This window comes from Janthinobacterium aestuarii, from assembly GCF_046113285.1.
Taxonomy (GTDB): Bacteria; Pseudomonadota; Gammaproteobacteria; order Burkholderiales; family Burkholderiaceae_D; genus Janthinobacterium.
Genome location: NZ_CP142524.1, coordinates 5,652,748 through 5,669,358 on the forward strand (window position 1 = coordinate 5,652,748; position 16,611 = coordinate 5,669,358).

The window sequence follows — 16,611 nt, forward strand, 5'->3', positions numbered from 1 at the left end:
CGTTTGACAAGCATCGCCGCCCATCCCCATCTGGCTTACAATCGCTGTTTTACCCGCACCCGATTGCCTACATGGAAACCACTACCCTCGCCCTGCTGTTCCTGGTCCCGCTGCTGGTCTGGCGCATTTATTCGCGCCTGAAGAAACTGGTGGCGCGCCAGAAGTCGCAGCTGTGGCGGCACTGGAGCGTGGCGGTCGCGTTTCCCGCGCTGCTGCTGTTCCTGGCGACGACGACGAAATTCGAGCTGCTGCCCCTGTCGAGCCTTGGCGCGGCCGCGCTGGCCGGCGGCTGGCTCGGTGTGCTGGGCCTGAAGCTGACGCGCTTCGAGCAAGTCGGCAAGGATTTCTTCTTTACCCAGCACCGCTACCTGGGATTAACCATCACGATGCTGTTCATCGCCCGCTTGCTGTACCGCGGCATGCAAATCTACCTGAACACGCGCCAGGACGTGCCAGTGCCGCCGCCGCCGTTCGGCCAGAGCCCGCTGACCATGGCCGCCTACGGCCTCGTCATCGGCTACTACGCCGTGTATGCGTGGGGCCTCGTGCGCTGGCGCCAGCGCAACAAGCCGCTGCAAGCCGCCGAATAACTCAGTAGTACTGGCACAGGCCAGTACACGTCGTCACCGACAGCGCCTGGCGTATCGTCGCCAGCACCGGCGCCAGGACCGGATCGATATCCTTGTCCGCATCGGCCAGGCTGGCCAGCAAACGCTCGCGCAAGGGCGGCGCCATCAGATTGGCATTCGCCGTGGCGTGCTGGGCCGCCGCTTCCAGCATCCGCTTCTTTTGCGCCACGTTCCAGAACGGCACTTGCACGAACTGCACCACGCTCGTGAAAACAATGGCCGTGTTCTTGCTGAACGCCCGCGCGCGCAGACGCTCGGGCCCGCTCACCGCATCGGCCGGCTGGGCGCTGAATTCCTGCTCCATCAGTCCGATCAAATGGCCATGGCAATGCATGCTGAAAGCAAACAAGCTGCTCATTTCATCGCCATAATTGGCCAGGTTCTGCGTCACTTGTTCCTTGCGCGCCTGCTGCAGCTCGGCGCCGGACAGCGGCAACGGCCGTTCCAGGCCAAACGCATAGTATGTTTTGCCCAGCCGCATGGCCTTTTCGCACACGGCCACGCTTTCGTTCACGTCCTGCAGCGCGGTGACGGGCGCCTTGAACAGGCGCGGACCGTCGGCGATCTGCGCAAACAGCTGCGCCACGCCAGGGTCGCCCAGGCGCGGTAAACCGCTGTGCGGCGTCGCCTTGGCCATCAGCGCTTCCAGCTGGCCGCTGGCTTGCTGGAAATCGGTATAGCTGTCGGCCCAGGCGGCGGGCGCCGCGAGGGCGGAGGAAAGACAAAGCAGGCGGCCGATGCGGCGCAGCGGTGGGGAAATCGACAGGGACATGGGATCAGGAAAGCACTATTGGATAACTAGCAATTATAGGCAATCTATATCCGTACTGCATCCAATCAGGCGATGATGGTGACGCGCGGCCAGCGCGCCGCGTAGTCCTTGCTGGCCAGGCGCTGCGCATAGCCGTCTTCGCTGATGCGCGCCGGGTTGCGCCGGATCACCATATTGAACAAGTCATCGAGGCCATGCGGCGCGACGATGCCGATCTCGCCGTCAGGCTGCAGATAGATGCCGACAGCCGTGGCGAACTCGGGCCAGGAAGCGATGGCGTCGTCGAGCGACAGCAAGGGCGGCACGGCGTAGCCAAACTCGTCTTCAAACCACAGGTGCACCCGGGCCTGGTTGCACACTTCCCATGGCACGCCGGGCAGTACAGTTTCCAGGCGCTGGCGCAGCCGCACCTCGCTTTCCGCAAGCACATCGTGCGCGTCGAAATACGCCACGTCGACGTCGTTCAATGCCGACGGTTGGGTGAAACCGTGCAAGGCGTCCCACACGAGCTTGCGCACGGCGCCGGCGCCGATGCAGCAGTGGGGCAAGCCCAGCTGCGCCACGGCCTGCAGCATCTGCATGCACCATGGCGTGGCACGGACGATGGCGCGCAGGCGCGCGGCCAGCGCTTCCTGCGTGCTCATTCCTATGGCCGGATCTGCGGCGCCACGCCGTCGTTGCTCACCGTGCCTTCGACATTGCCGAAGTACACGTCCAGATCCTGCTTCGGACGGAAGTTGCGCAACTTGACTTGCAAAGTGGTGGGATTGATTTTGGTGAACGTGCCGGGGAAGCACAGGCTGACCAGCTCGTCCGGCTTGCCCTTGATCAAATTCATGGTGAAGTCTTCAATGCCATTCTTCCAGGTGTTACCCGTCGTCAAAATGTACGACACCCAGACGGCATTGACGAAGCCGCTTTCGCCCTGCTGGGCCGCCAGCCGGTTCCACGTCTTGTAGAAGGCCTTGTCGCCGCAGTATTTCTTTTCAAAGGTATTGCCATCGCCCAGGTAGGAGGCGCCGGGGCCGGCTGCGACGAACGGCGCATATTGATGACGCACGCGCACGACTTTACCGGCAGGGAATTTCTGCTGCCACAAGTAGATGACTTTCACGGTCCAGGCCGGTACCCACTCCTCGTCGTACAGCTGGGCCAGCAGACCCTCCTTGATCATGATCTTGCTCTGCGCGGCCGTCAGCGGCACCACTTTCTTGTCGAACGGCGTGTGCGAAGGGAAATACGCGATCTGCGCGTCGGACAAGCCCAACTGGCGCAGGCGGGCCGTCACGTCGGCGCTGCCGAGCTTGGCGACAAACGTGGTTTTATACTCCTTGCGCTTGCCGTCCACGTCGACGGTAAACTGCTGCGGCTGGCCGTAATACGTGGGTGAGCCATGGTAGCCGGAAGAGTATTCGGGCAAGGGGAAGAAGATCGTCTCTTCCACATCCTTGGCCGATTCATTGAGGAATTCATACTCGACCTTGATCAAGTCCGTGCTCACGCTGAGCACTTCCTTTTTCATGGCCACGGCATCCGTCTTGCCGAACAGGATGCCGCCCGCGCTGACGGAGCCGATGCCGTCGTTGGCCATGGCTGGCGCCGAACACGCCAGCGCCAGGGCTGCGGCCAGAACAAGCTTGCGCACGGTCATCACGCCGCCTTGCCCGGTGCGGGTTCGATCCGGCGCTGCAGCACGAAAATCGGTTGTGCCCATTGGGTATCCTTCTTTTTCTTACTGGTGATCAAGGTCAGCTCCGAGGGATCATAGACATCCGTGTTGTGCGTCAACGGCGTCGTCATCAGGTATTGCGCTTCCGTATTTTTCAGGAATTCGCCGACCAATTGAATATTGCGGATATCAAGGTGGGCAAACGGTTCGTCGATGAAGACGAAGCCGCCGGAACCGTCTTCCGATTTCAGCAAGCCGATCAAGAGCACCAGCGACTTCATGACCTGCTGCCCGCCCGACGCTTCGCCATCATTCATGCCGATGACGCCCTTGCCGTCGAATTTGAAGCGCACGTGCAAGCCCGCCTGCGACAGCTGCACATCGTCGTTTTCCAGGCGCACGGGGTCGGCATGCACTTCGATGCCGGCCAGTTCGCCCAGCTCCTTGATGTTCTTGCTGTAAGTCTTGATGGTGTAGCGCAAGCGCTCCATGTAGGCGCCGCGGGCATTGCCCGTCGCTTCGATGGCGCGGTTGTTCTGGTAGCGGCGCTCGTCCGTTTCCGACTGGCGGCCATGCAGCTGCTCCGACAGGCGGTGGTGCTGGTCGATGACGGTGGCGTCCAGTTCCCAGTCGTCGCGCGCGAGGCTGTTTTGCAGGCTGGCCACGCGCAAGTCGACCTGGTGCGCATTCTGGTGTTCGGCCACAAGCGCCGCGCGGCGTGCGGGACGGCGCCAGCTTTTCGGCAGGTGGCGCCACGCATGGCGCAGCGCCAGCAAGGCGCGCGCATGCTCGGCGCGCTGTTCAATTTGTTTCTTGTAGCCAAGGCGCGAACCCGCTTCCGCTTCGGACAGGGCCAGGCGTGCGTTTTGCCACACGGTATCGGCACGCGTGCGCGCCACAGTGGCGTTCTTGGTGAGATTTTGCAACTCGCCCAGGCGGCCGCCCACTTCCAGGCGCTCTTCCTTGAGCGGCTTCGAATTGCGCAGCGCTTCGGCGAATTCTTCCTGGCGCGCACTGAGTTCCTTGGCCGCATCGACGCCGGCGATGCGCGCTTTCAAGGCGCCCACTTCCGCCGCCAGCTTCGAGATCGCCAGGGTCAAGGTGTCTTCCTGGCCTTCCAGGCCCGGCAGCGAGCGCAGCAGTGCTTCCAGGCGGCCGCTGCGGCCAGCCTGGCCGAAGCGGTAGCGCGACGCTTCCACGAACAGCGAGCGTCCGCCGCGGCGTTCGCGGTGGTACGCCTCGGGCGTGATCCACTCTTCGTGGTTGCCCAGCTTGAAGCCTGCTTCGACGGAGTCGACGCGTGCAATGCGCGACAGCTGCTCGATCAGCCAGCTGGGCACAGGTGCGGAAAATTTCACCACGGCCAGCAAGCTCTCGTCTTTGGCGACAGGCGCCGTGACCAGGTCCGGCACGATGAAGTGGCGGTAGCGCTCCTTCTCGGCCAGGCGGTAGGCGGCGGCCGCATCCTTGGCCTTGTCGAGCAGCACCACCGAGGCGTAACCGCCCAGTACGCCTTCGACGGCGCCCTGCCAGCGGCTGTCCGTCACTTCGACGATGTCCGACAGCATGGCGTGCGAGATCCCCGCGTCGCGCAGCGCGCGGCGCATGCCGCGTACATTGTCCGGCTCCGGCATGGCCGTCTTGCCTTGCAGCGCGGCAATCGTCGCCTGCTCGCCCGCGATGCGGGCCGACAAGGCGTCGCGCTGCTGGCGCTGCTGCAGCAATTGCGCTTCCTTCTGCTCCAGCTGGGCCGCCACTTCGGCGATGTCGCTGCCCGAATCCGCCGCCAGCTTGTGCAGGCGGTCCTTCTGCTCCAGCAGGCTGTCCAGCGGTTTCAGCTTGGCATTGATCAAGGACAAACGGCTCTGCAAGCCGATCGATTCCTGCTCCAGCAGGGTTTCATTCATCTGCGCGTCGGACAGGGCCTTCGCCTGCGCCGCCAGCGCATTGCGTTTATCCGTCAGTTGCTGGTCCGCCTGCGCCATCGGTTTGCGCGCATCGCGCAATTGCCGGCTGGCGATGGCCGCCTTTTCGCGCGCCTCGTGGTATTGCAGGCTGGGCAGCACTTCTTCCAGCAGGTTGCGGCGTTCCTTATGTAAACCTTCCCACTGGTGGTAATTGGCCACGCGCAGGCGCAAGCCTTCCAGGTTGGTCTTCGACGCCTCGAGTTCCGTCTCGAAACGTTTCAGCTCCACTTCCGTATCGCGCTGGTGGCGCTTGGCTTCGTCGTAGGCATCGAGCACTTCCTTGTCGCCGAACACCTGGAACACCAGGTCGAGCAGCTGGCGCGGCGCGTATTCGCACAATTTGTCCGTCTCGCCCTGCTCCAGCGCCAGCACTTTCGACATGGCCGGCGACAGGCCCGCATTGGCCAGGCGCTTGCGGTAGTTTTCCACGCCGAGCCAGTCGTTGGCGTCCGTGATGTCCTCGATCTGCACATTGCCCGGACGCATCAGATACTGGCGCTTCCAGTCGCCGCCATTCTTCTGGATCTGGCAAAACAGCGTTACTTCATCATCGCTGAAGAAGCCGGAACTGCGGAACGGGCGGTTCGACAGCTGCTTGCCCACGTTCTTGTTGTCGACCACGGCGCGCAGCCAGGCCGTCTGCTGGCCCGAATGGCGCGCATAGTGTTTATACGTGCGCCCCATCGAGCAGTCGAGGCCGAACAGGGTGCGCAAGGCATCGAGCAAGGTGGTCTTGCCCGAGCCGTTCTGCCCCGCGATGGTGATGATCTTCGCGTCGAGCGGAATATTCTTGATGCGCTGCCAGTAATCCCAGTGCACCAGTTCAAGTGATTTGATATGAAACATGGGCGCTTTCAGTGAGGGAGATCGGACACGGGCTCGTCGCCTGCGTCAGGCAGGTCGCCGATGTCGCCGGACAGGTCGGCGGACAAGTCAGCGTCCAGGTCGACGGCCACCAGGCGCGCCGGCGCCCGCTTGAACACGTCGGCCAGGGCGCCGTTGATGATGCGTTCTTTCAAGACGTCCGTATCCATCATCAGGTCCAGCAGCGGGCCTTCCAGGATGACATCGCCGCGCCGCTCGATGAAGCCCAGCTTGGCCAGGGTGCCCAGATTCATGTCCATGCGCGTCTTCTTGCCCAGCTTGTCGCCGAAGTCCGACAGCAGCGCCTTGTAGGAAATACCGATCGACGCGTCTTCCGCGCGCGGCAGCGGTTTTTCCGTGCCGAACATGTCATTTTGGTCGTCGTCCGCGTGCTGGTGCGTTTCCTGGCGTTCGCGCTTGGGCAGGATGATCTGCGCCCACAGCACCACCAGCAAGGCCACGCCATCGCGCGCCAGGCCGAAATTATTGTTTTGCCACACGTCGCGCGCGCCGAATATCTTCGGCTCGATGGTGCGCGTCAGGGCCAGGGTCACATGGTCGGCATACACGTTGTCGAGCAGCTTCAAGCCGCAGGCCAGCAGGCGCGCATCGATCTCGGCGCGGAACAGCTCGTCGGACAGCACGCGCTTGACGAGCTTGTCGTCGCGGCGCAGGGTTTGATGCGTGAGCAGGCGCGCAATCAGGATTTGGGAATCGTCATTCATCGGCGGTGCCGCTATCTAAATCAAGTGAAACATTCAGTGAAAGCGAGGCGATCGACATGGCCGCCACGTGGGGGTCGGACAGTTGGACCATCTCGTCGGTCGGTGTAAAGGTGATCGGCAAACGGGCCAGTTCGGCCGTCGAGCCTTGCAAGCTCGCTTCGGACACGTCGCCGAGCAGCGGCAGCATCGAGGCGCGGTAGGACGCCACGGCAAAGCTGGCCGGCAGCAGCGAATCCTGCACGGGAACCGATTTCGGTCCTTCTTCGCCGATGCTGGGGAAATTGCCCAGGCTGGCAAAGTTCGACAGGCGTTCGAGCAAATCATCGAGTTCAAGCTGCATGGCGGGACCGTCGCTGATGGTGGTGGGCGCGTCCTCTCCGCTGGGCAGGCCCGTGTTGATGACGCCTGCCGCCCGTTCGGACAGCAGTTCCGTTTCCGCCACGTCGATCATTTCGGCCGGCGTGGAGAACAGGGGGACGACGGGCTGGTCGATGGCGCCTTCAGCCAGGCTGGCCAGGTCGTCGTGCAGCAAGAGCCAGCGCTTGATGTCGGTGGTCGACAGGCCCGACTGGCCCAGGTGCACGCGCTGGCGCTCGATCTGGTTCAGGGCGCGCGAAAACATGCCTTGCATGTTGAGCAACTTGCTTTGCGCGCGGCCGATCGCCTGCGCCGCCTTGTGCGTGGCGCTGTCCGCGTTTTCATCGGAGGTGATGGCCACGAGAATCTCGGAACCCTTTTCCACCCAGTCGCAAGCCATGTTCCACTTCGCCTGCGCCGTGCGCAGCCGGAATTCGGAGCCGGAAGCAATCGCGTCGGAAAACTCTTCCGTCAAGTCCACCAGGCGGCCCAGCAAATGCTGGAGTTGTTCGACCGATACGCCGCCCACGGCTTGCGCGCCCGCCACCTGCGACAGCAGGAAGCCCATTTCCGCTTCGTCTTCCGTCTGGCCCAGGCCCAGCAGGCTGTCGATGGCCGACAGCACATTGCGCGCCATCGGTGTGACGCGGTACACGCCCTGCTGCGCATCCCAGGCCAGCAGCTGGTTCGAACGCAGGCGCAGCAAGACCGTTTCCAGGCTTTCCGGCAACAGATAGGCAAGCTTGGTGTTGATATCGGCGCGCGTGTAGGCGGACGTGGCGGCATCGGACGCCAGCTCGCGCAACACCAGCAGACGCACCAGCACGCCATCGAAACCGCCGTGAAACAGGGCCGTAAACACTTGCAGCAAGGGCTGCGCCCGCTTCAAGTGAAATACTTGCTCGATTTCATCGGCCGAAATATTGGGCTGGAAATGCGCCTGCAAGGAATCGTGATGCTCTTGCTCTGTCTGATTTGCATCCGTAGCCACGGCTGCACTTGCCATTATATCAATCATTCTTTTCCGGATGAGTGTTCAGCGGGCGGCGCGGCGGGCTAACGCAGCGCTGCGGGGCGGGGGCGTCAGTATATCAGTTCTGACATGCAATTTAGCGCGTGGGAGGGGGCGGTGCGGACACGGCGCAACACGACCGGCGCACGGTACCGGGCCAGCATGATGAAATGGGGGGCCAAACATGGCCTGCCTGGCCCCGGACCATTAGTGAACACTTACTTCTTGACGATCTTCTGCAAGGTTTGCTCGACGTAATCGCCGCCGTCCGCGTCGGCGAATGTCACCTTCACGGGATACCATTCCAGCGACGGCGCCAGCCACAGGTCCACTTGCTGGCCCTTCTTGTCCGGCGGCGGCGCCTTGACCAGGTGGATGGCGGCGACCTCCCCCATGCCCGTGGCGACCGTCTCTTCCTTGACCACCTTGAAGGTCCACGGCTCGGCATCATGCGCGCCGGCGACGAAGAAGGCCCATTCCGAGCCGGGGACGAATTTCTCGGGCGCGGCGCGCGCCACGCTGGCCAGTTGCCAGACGGCGCTATTGCGGTCCTGTTCGCCGCCTTTCAGCGGATAGGTTTCATCGCCTTCGCCAAAGACGATGGTCTTGCTGTCGCGCTTGAAGGTGGTCGTGACGGCATCCTTGCGGAAGCGCTTTTCCACGAATTGAACGGGCGCCAGGCCGTAATCGTCGACCGCGCCTTCGCTGCGCTGTTCGAGGATCTTGCCGAACAGGGCCGCCTTGGTTTCGGCCAGCAGCGAGTACTTGCCATCGCCCACGCGCCAGTTGCTGAGCGATTCGCCGGACAGCGCAATGCCGCGCTGCCTGGCCTTGATCGAATAGACGAGGTCAGCCGACGGCGCCAGCTTGTACGGGCGCTTGACGACAGGATGGTCCACGGGCTCGTTCGCCGCCATGGCGGGACTCAGGGTGGCGGCCAGCAGGCTGGCGATCAGAACGCGTTTCAAAGTTATTAAAGTAGTCATTTATTTTCCTGTAGCGTCATTGACGCGAATTTGGGTCACGGTTTGCGTGGTGAGCGCCCCGTTCGCTTCGGTATTGCGTATTTGTACCGGATACCATTGCATGGACGGCGCCAGCCAGATATCAAGCTGCGACGAATACGTGCCCGGCTTCGGCGGCCGGCGCAAATGCCAGGTCACCAGGCGGCCCATCTTGGTGTCCAGCTCTTCCTCGCCCACCAGCTGGAAGCGGAACACGGTCGCTTCCTTTTCCTCGCCGACAAGGATGTCGATATTGCCCGCCAGCTGGTTGACGTCGGCACGGCCGATGGCGGCCAGCTGGAACGGCACGGTCGCCTTGTCCTGCGCCCCCTCCTGCCATGGCACCGTCGCCGTCGTGGCTGAAAACGTGATGGTCTTGGCGTCGCGGTTGAAATGCGTGGCCGTTTGCGCGCGGCCCTTGCGTTTTTCCGTGGCCGTGACAGGCACGATGCCGCTGCCGTCGATCAGGCCCTCGCTGGTCAGCACCAGCAGGTTGATGCGTGTGATCAGCATGCTCAGGCCCACTTCCAGTTTCAGCTGGTACGTGTCGCCCCGGTTTTCCCACGCCATGCCGGCCACGCCTTGCCACTTGGTGCCGTCCGCATCGCGCCGGTCCACGTGCAGGTCGAACTGGGCCGAAGCGGGCGCATTCGTCTTGTAGCGCCGCGCCTGCTCGACGGGCGGTGGCGGCGGCGCGGGAGCCGGCGCGGCAGCTTCCGCCACGGCGGGCGCGGGCGCCGTGATGGCTGGCGCGCTGGCCGCCGGTGCCGCGGGCGTCACCGGCCCTTCCGGCGCGTCGCTGGCAGGCGCCGTCAACTGGGCCGACTCGCTCGACGGCAGCTCCGTCGGCGGCGGTGGCGGCGGCAAGCGAGGCTCGGGCAAGGGCCGCAGCTTGGGCGGCGGCGGCGGCGCCACCGGCACGGGTTTGGGCGCCTCGGCGATCAATGCCATGCTCACCACCTGCGCATGATCCTGCCCCAGCGGCACCATGCTGGCATGCGAGGTGAGCCATTCCAGCGCCACGTAATGCAGTGCGCCGATGACCGCGACAAAAATGACGGTGCGGCGGCGTGGTGGCGAAAAGAAGGAGTCAGGCATCATAGGCCGTAGTGTAACGCCTTCCCCCCACTTCCTGCTTCTTGCCTGTGCTCAACTCCTGCTGTTTTATGTAAGAAAATGTTGGCGGCTTTGCGTCAGTTGCAAGCTGATATCTGCTACGCTAGGCACATCCACCTACCAGGAGATTTCGCATGGCAAACCCGCAAATGCCCCAAATGCCGGGCGCAGCAGTTGTGACCGACACCCTCGACTTCGTCAAAAACCTGTGGGGCAGCATGAGCGTGCCCGGCATGGGCGTGCCCGGCATCACTGCGCCCACCATGTCGGTGGAAGAGCTGGACAAGAAAATCAATGACTTGAAAGCCGTCGAAGCCTGGTTGAACCTCAATACCAGCATGCTGCGCGGCAGTATCCAGGCATTGGAAGTACAGCGCGGCACCATCGCCACCCTGAAATCGATGGGCGCGTCCCTGGCCGCGGCCATCACCCAGCCCGGTGCCAGCGAGAAAACCGTGTTTGAATCGGTGCCCTACGCTTCCGCGTTTTTCCAGCAAGCGGCACCCGCAGCGCCAGCGCCTGAACCGAAACCGGCGCCTGCACCCGCGCCCGCGCCCGAACCGGCTGCGGCGGCGCCCAACGATGCCGGCAGCCAGGCGGCAGCCCAGCTGGCCAATCCAAGTGCCTGGTGGAATTTGTTACAAGATCAGTTCAAGCAGGCCGTGTCGACAGCGATGTCGCCCGATGCAGCCAGCGCGGCAGCGGCCAGTTTTGGCGGTGGAGCCACGGCCAGCAAGTCCGCCAAGCCGGCAGAAGCAGGCATGGCAGCCAAGGCCAAAGCCCCGCTGCGCAAGGCGCCGGCAAAGCGCGCGGCACCCAAGTCCAAGGCGCCAGGCAAATCCTGACGTCGCGGAGAGGCGATGTGATCAGGCGATACGATGAATGCGGATCGCCTCGATCTGATTGTCGGCCTGGCGTTTTACGTCACCGATGGTGATCAGGCCTTCGTCGGCCAGCGCCTTGGCGTGCTCGTACGAAGACTGGAATGTTTCCAGCGTGTCTCCCTTGGCGGCCACCGGGCGTACCCAGGCAACGGCGCCGACTTTCATTTTTTTGTATACTTCATTGACCACATCACGCATAGTTTCTTCCTTATTGTTGTAGAGCAACTCAAGCGCAGGCGAACCCACGCTGGCCCCTAGTTTATCATCCGGCACGCTCCCGCACGGCTTTTCCCCCTTTTTCCGGCGCCGGCGGCGCTTTTTCCGCCACCTCGACAGCCTCGTCCGGCCCGGGCGGGGGCGTCAGCTGCACCAGTTGCTCCATCAATTGCGCAAAGCGCTGCTGGCCTGGTGCAATTTTGTCTACATACAACAACACTTCCATCGCCTCGGCCGCCAAGTCCGCCTGGTAGCCGCGCTGCTCCAGGAACGATACGATGATTTGCGCGGAATTGAACAGGATGCGCAAGTTGTTCGGCAGTTTTTCGCGCGCCGCGCGCATCCAGGCCACCGCTTCGTTGAGCTTGTCCGTCTTCCACAGCAGCACGCCCTTGTTCATCAAGTCCGACGCTTCCTTGCGCGAGGCGATGATCAGGCTCGTGCCTTCGTCGCCCATCTTCGCCTTGTCGAAGATCTTTTGCACCTCGTCCTGCACCACCTGGTTGTCGTGGTTGTTCTTCACCACGTAGCACAGCAGGCCGGCCGGCGCATCCTTGACGCCGACGGCGAACAGCAGGGTCGCCAGTTCCATGCAGATGCTTTTCTCGGGCCGCGCCGGGTCTTCCAGCAGCATGGCTTCGAGTTCGTCGCCGCACTTGCGCGCGCGCCGGTAATCGCCCGTTTCGTGGTGCACCATGCCTTCCGTGATCTTCGCGCGCAAGCCGATCTGCTCGGGCGAGAATTCGCGCTGCGCCAGCAGCAGCCATTGCAGCGCCTCCTTGGCATCCTTCTTCAGGCCGCACACGCGCGCCAGTCCCAGATAGGCGTCCGGCGTCTTCATGACGGAAAACTCGCCGATGGAAATACACTTGCGAAAAGCCTTTTCCGCCATGCTGACATTGCCGATCTTTAGCGCGGCGAGGCCCAGGTTGCGCTGGCGCGGCACGGAATTGGGCGACAGGCGCGCCGCCTTTTCCAGCACGCCGCACGCTTCCTCGTGCTGGCCCATCAGCTGGTAGGCGACGGCCATCTGGTCGTAGGCGTCGATGTAGTACTTGTTCTCGACGATCACGCCCTGGAAGATCTGGCGCGCCGCCTCGTGCTCGCCGTTATTCATGCGGATCTTGCCCAGGCCTGCCTTGGCCCAGCTGTAATCGCGCTCGGCCAGCACTTTTTCGTACACGGCGCGGGCCTTTTCCGGCTCGCCGCTTTTCAGCAGCAACGACGCCTTCATGCGCAGCAATTCCAGCTCGTGCAGCTTGTTGACTTCGATCTGCGCATCGCACAACTTGGCCGCGCGCAGATAATCCTTTTCCATGCAGGCCTGGTCGATTTCACGGAACACCTGCTTCTTGTGCCACACGCGGTTCAAGCGCGTCAGCAGCACGCCTTCCGTGATCGGTTTGATCAGGTAGGCGTCGGGCTGGTGCTCGGCCGCGCCCATCACGGATTCCACGCTTTTCTCGGCCGACACCATCAGCCAGACGCTCGACGGCGCCGTCAGGTTGCGCACGCGCGTCTCTTCCAGCACTTGCTGGCCATTCTTGCCTTCGCCCAGGTTGTAATCGCACAGCACCACGTCGTAGCGCGTCTTGGCCAGCAGCTTCATGGCTTCGCCGCCGCTGGCCGCCTGGTCGATATGGCGCGCGCCCAGGTTGCGCAGCGATTCGCGCAGCAGGATGCGGATGCCGATGAAGTCGTCGACCAGCAGATAATGTTTGTCGGCCCAGTCGGTGCTGCCCGCTTCGGCGGCGGTGGCGTGGCTGTCTGTCGTCATGGCATCCTCGTTCAGGGCAGGCGCAGGATGAAACAGCCGCCGCCCAGGGCGCCGCCATTTTCCAGGGCGATGCTGCCGCTGCTGCCCCGGTGCTTGTGCATCTTTGCCACTTCGCTGGAAAAATACAGGCCCAGGCCCGTGCTGTTGGTGGAAAAATTCACGCCGGCGGTCATGCCATCCATGGCCGCGCTGCCCGCGTCGAGCAGCGCCTGGGTATAGCCGTCGCCATTGTCTTCCACGCGCAGCTCGAGCATATCGTCGTGCTCCCGCACCGACAGGCGTATCGTATCCTTCGTGTAGCGGATGGCGTTGTTGATGGCATGCGCGAGCACGCCGATGACCAGGTCTTCATCGAGGGTCCAGATCAGCTCGGGCGGGCAAGCCGTCTGCAGATGGATGCCTTTCGAGGCCAGCAGGATCTTTTCCTGGTCCACCACCTGGTCGATGACCTGGCTCACCAGTTGCGGCTGTACGTCGAAGGGGTAGCCGGGCTTGCCCACTTCCTTGTACAGGGCCAGCAGCTGGATCAGGTTATCGTTGAGGCGCTTGGTCTGGTACAGCATCTGCGCCATCTGCAGATAGGCGGGGTCGGCCTGGGGCGTCGGCTTGGCCTGCTCGGCCGCCAGCAGCGACTCCAAAGTGCCGCTGACGACGCTGATCGAATTTTTCATGTCGTGCACGGTCGACGCCAGGAACAGGAATAGCTCGGGCGAGCTGTGTTGATCTTCCACCGGATATCTCCTTGGGCCGCAGCTTGAATATTGCCAAGGATAAATTATACCGCCAGCCTGCGGGCGCCAGCCAGCCGCGCGCAAAGTCCGTGATTTGACGCAACAATGCCGCCCCGCTTGCGCAGGGGCGGCATCAGCTTGACAAGCGGGCAAGATCAGCGGCGCGCGCCCGCCAGGCGTTTGACCACGACGATCATGCGGTCGATTTCCTCATACGTGTTGTAGAAGGCGAACGAGGGCCGCACGGTCGCTTCCACGCCGAAGCGGCGCAAAATCGGCTGGGCGCAGTGGTGGCCCGAGCGCACGGCGATGCCCTCGTCGTTCAGGGCGCGCCCCACTTCCGCCGGCTCGTAGCCGGCCAGCACGAACGACGCCACGCTGGCCTTGTCCAGCGCCGTGCCGATCAGGCGCACGCCGGGAATCGCTTGCAGCTGGTGCGTCGCGTATTCCAGCAGCGCGTGCTCGTAGGCGGCGATGTTTTCCAGGCCGATGCGCTGCACGTAATCGATGGCCGCGCCCAGACCGACGGCATCGGCGATATTGCCCGTGCCCGCCTCGAAACGGTTCGGCACGCCCTGGTAGACGGTGCGCTCGAACGTGACGTCGGCGATCATGTTGCCGCCGCCCTGCCATGGCGGCAACTGCTCGAGCAAGTCCGCCTTGCCATACACGGCGCCGATGCCCGTCGGGCCGAACACTTTATGCCCCGAAAACACATAGAAATCCGCACCGAGCGCCTGCACGTCCACGCGCAAATGCGACACGGCTTGCGCCCCGTCGACCAGCACGCGCACGCCGGCCGCATGCGCGAGCGCGATGATCTGCGCCACGGGCGTGACGGTGCCCAGCGCATTCGACACCTGCGTCACCGATACCAGCTTGGTGCGCCCGTTGAGCAGCTTGCGGAATTCATCGAGGAGGATCTGGCCGCTGTCGTCGACGGGAATCACGCGCAGGGTCGCGCCCTTTTCCGCCGCCAGCTGCTGCCACGGCACGATGTTGGCGTGGTGCTCGAGCTGCGAGACGATGATCTCGTCGCCGCTGCCGATGTACTTGCGCCCGAACGTGTTGGCGATCAGATTGATGCCCTCCGTGGCGCCGCGCACGAAAATGATTTCATTGGCCGAGGCGGCGCCCAGAAAACTCGCCACCTTGGCGCGCGCCGCTTCATAGGCATCGCTGGCGCGCGCCGCCAGCGCGTGCGCCGCGCGGTGGATGTTCGAATTCTCGTGCGCATAGAAATACGACACGCGGTCGATCACCGACTGCGGCTTGTGCGTGGTGGCCGCATTGTCGAACCAGGCCAGCGGCTTGCCGTTGACCCGCTCGGCCAGCACGGGAAAATCGCGCCGCACGGCGTGCACGTCGAATGGCGCGGGGGTTTGGCCATGCCCTTGCGGCCGCGCAGGCAGCTCGGTCTGGAAATAGAACGCCGGCTGGCTGTCAGATGGCGATACGGGCAGCTGGCGCGCGGGCGTCCGCTGCGGCGTGGCAAACGCGTCGGGCGCGGCCTGTCCCAGTCCCTGGCCCGCCAGGCCGTCGAGATTATGGTTCGACACGGGATAGCCATGCGCGCCGCCGACAAAATAGTAGGGCGACGGTGCACCGATGGCGGACAACCGCGGCGTGGGCACCGATGCCGGCGCCGGCGCAATGGGGGACTCCAGCGGCGCCGTCACGGGCGGCACCTGCGCCGTCGCCACGCCAGGCGCGATGGCGGCGAACGACGGGCCGGGCTGGGGCGGCGGACGGTTCGCATAGCGGGGCGCCGCATCGAGCACGCTGCCCGAGCCGCCAGGGCTGGGCGACTTGTCAAGCGCAGGCGCGAGGCCAGGCAAGCGCGCGAAAAACTCGCCGGCAAGGCGGTTCAGGGTCGCTTCGTCAGGCAGAAACGGGACGGCAGGCAAGCCCGCCGCACCATCACTTGTAGGTGTCTGGGTAGTCATGGTATTTACCGATCTCCACGTCTTCCAGTACGGCCAGCGCATCGTCGGTCAGCACGGCCAGCGAGCAATACAGCGAAATCAAATAGGACGAAATCGCGTGGCGGTTGATGCCCATGAAGCGCACGGACAAGCCCGGGCTTTGCTCGCCCGCCAGGCCAGGCTGGAACAGGCCGATCACGCCTTGCCGCTGCTCGCCCGCGCGCAGCAAAATGATCTTCGTCTTGCCGTCTTCGATGGGCAGCTTATCGGACGGCACCAGCGGCACGCCGCGCCACGTCAAAAACTGGGAGCCGAACAGGCTGACGGTGGGCGGCGGCACGCCACGGCGCGTGCATTCGCGGCCAAAGGCGGCAATGGCCAGCGGGTGCGCGAGGAAGAAGCCCGGCTCCTTCCACACTTTCGTCAGCAGTTCGTCGAGGTCGTCCGGCGTGGGCGCGCCCGTCAGCGTAAAGATGCGCTGGTCGTCATGCACGCTGGCCAGCAGGCCGTAGTCGGGATTGTTGATCAATTCGCTTTCCTGGCGCTCCTTGATCGTCTCGATGGTCAGGCGCAGCTGCTCCTTGATCTGGTCGTGCGGGCTGCTGTACAGGTCCGACACGCGCGTGTGCACGTCGAGCACCGTGCTGACGGCATTGAGAAAATACTCGCGCGGCTGGTCGTCGTAGTCGACGAAGGTTTGCGGCAGTTCCGATTCGTCGCGCTGCGAGCAGGCCACGCGCACGTCCTTCGGATTTTTCACGCGGTTGAGGCGGTAGATACCCGCTTCCACGGGCAGCCATTGCAGCAGGTGCACGAGCCAGCGCGGCGTGATCGTGGATAACTGGGGGACGCTCTTGCTTGCATTGGCTAGCTGGCGCGCGGCGTTGTCGCCCAGCGCAAACTGGCTCTCTGTTGCTACTGTCATGACTACTCCTGATGAGAAAAGTGAATATGCTTATCTGA

Annotated in this window: 15 protein-coding genes; 2 read left to right on the forward strand and 13 right to left on the reverse strand. The window is 63.5% G+C overall.

Translation table 11 applies throughout. The features are described 5' to 3' along the window. Positions 1-71: 71 nt before the first annotated feature. Positions 72-590, forward strand: a complete 519-nt coding sequence (locus tag OX462_RS25395) for a CcdC protein domain-containing protein (RefSeq protein WP_409027341.1) — start codon at positions 72-74, stop codon at positions 588-590. 1 nt (position 591) lies between these two features. Here OX462_RS25395 and OX462_RS25400 read toward each other — a convergent pair whose 3' ends face one another. From OX462_RS25400 to OX462_RS25435, 8 genes are all read right to left on the reverse strand, one after another. Continuing rightward, complete coding sequence (locus OX462_RS25400) at positions 592-1,401, reverse strand: hypothetical protein (RefSeq protein WP_409027342.1); 810 nt, start codon at positions 1,399-1,401, stop codon at positions 592-594. A 65-nt stretch (positions 1,402-1,466) separates the two neighbouring features. Next, positions 1,467-2,045 carry a nucleotidyltransferase family protein gene (locus OX462_RS25405; RefSeq protein ID WP_139143744.1) on the reverse strand — a complete coding sequence of 193 codons (579 nt, stop codon included), beginning with the start codon at positions 2,043-2,045 and terminating at the stop codon, positions 1,467-1,469. Positions 2,046-2,047: 2 nt separating this feature from the next. Further along, entirely contained in the window at positions 2,048-3,052 is a 1,005-nt protein-coding gene (locus OX462_RS25410; protein ID WP_162995532.1) for a DUF4424 family protein, read from the reverse strand. Then, positions 3,052-5,883, reverse strand: a complete 2,832-nt coding sequence (locus OX462_RS25415) for an ATP-binding protein (protein WP_070221591.1) — start codon at positions 5,881-5,883, stop codon at positions 3,052-3,054. Before OX462_RS25415 ends, OX462_RS25410 begins: the two co-directional genes overlap by 1 nt. An 8-nt stretch (positions 5,884-5,891) precedes the next feature. Further along, on the reverse strand, positions 5,892-6,626 hold the full coding sequence (locus OX462_RS25420; protein ID WP_409027343.1) for a hypothetical protein: 735 nt from the start codon (positions 6,624-6,626) through the stop codon (positions 5,892-5,894). After that, positions 6,619-7,989 carry a hypothetical protein gene (locus OX462_RS25425; protein WP_139143209.1) on the reverse strand — a complete coding sequence of 457 codons (1,371 nt, stop codon included), beginning with the start codon at positions 7,987-7,989 and terminating at the stop codon, positions 6,619-6,621. The genes OX462_RS25420 and OX462_RS25425 overlap by 8 nt, the downstream gene beginning before the upstream one ends. A gap of 224 nt (positions 7,990-8,213) precedes the next feature. Then, a complete protein-coding gene (locus tag OX462_RS25430) occupies positions 8,214-8,981 on the reverse strand; it encodes a DUF3108 domain-containing protein (RefSeq protein ID WP_099409229.1) in 768 nt (255 codons plus the stop codon). Beyond that, on the reverse strand, positions 8,982-10,100 hold the full coding sequence (locus tag OX462_RS25435) for a DUF3108 domain-containing protein (RefSeq protein WP_240453520.1): 1,119 nt from the start codon (positions 10,098-10,100) through the stop codon (positions 8,982-8,984). A gap of 149 nt (positions 10,101-10,249) precedes the next feature. On the opposite strand from OX462_RS25435, the gene OX462_RS25440 reads away from it, so the two are divergent. After that, positions 10,250-10,960, forward strand: a complete 711-nt coding sequence (locus OX462_RS25440) for a PhaM family polyhydroxyalkanoate granule multifunctional regulatory protein (RefSeq protein ID WP_409027344.1) — start codon at positions 10,250-10,252, stop codon at positions 10,958-10,960. Between the two features lie 21 nt (positions 10,961-10,981). Here the strand turns inward: OX462_RS25440 and OX462_RS25445 are convergent, their stop codons facing one another. The 5 genes from OX462_RS25445 to OX462_RS25465 form a co-directional block, all read right to left on the reverse strand. After that, positions 10,982-11,245, reverse strand: a complete 264-nt coding sequence (locus OX462_RS25445; RefSeq protein WP_230492232.1) for a hypothetical protein — start codon at positions 11,243-11,245, stop codon at positions 10,982-10,984. Positions 11,246-11,261: 16 nt separating this feature from the next. Then, complete coding sequence (locus OX462_RS25450; protein ID WP_409027345.1) at positions 11,262-12,992, reverse strand: response regulator; 1,731 nt, start codon at positions 12,990-12,992, stop codon at positions 11,262-11,264. Between the two features lie 11 nt (positions 12,993-13,003). After that, positions 13,004-13,723, reverse strand: a complete 720-nt coding sequence (locus OX462_RS25455; RefSeq protein WP_070221596.1) for a sensor histidine kinase — start codon at positions 13,721-13,723, stop codon at positions 13,004-13,006. A 155-nt stretch (positions 13,724-13,878) separates the two neighbouring features. After that, a complete protein-coding gene (locus OX462_RS25460; protein WP_409027346.1) occupies positions 13,879-15,669 on the reverse strand; it encodes a family 2A encapsulin nanocompartment cargo protein cysteine desulfurase in 1,791 nt (596 codons plus the stop codon). Continuing rightward, the gene (locus OX462_RS25465; protein WP_070221598.1) at positions 15,644-16,573 is read right to left on the reverse strand and encodes a family 2A encapsulin nanocompartment shell protein; all 930 of its coding nucleotides are present in this window, start codon (positions 16,571-16,573) and stop codon (positions 15,644-15,646) included. Before OX462_RS25465 ends, OX462_RS25460 begins: the two co-directional genes overlap by 26 nt. Between the last annotated feature and the right edge of the window lie 38 nt (positions 16,574-16,611).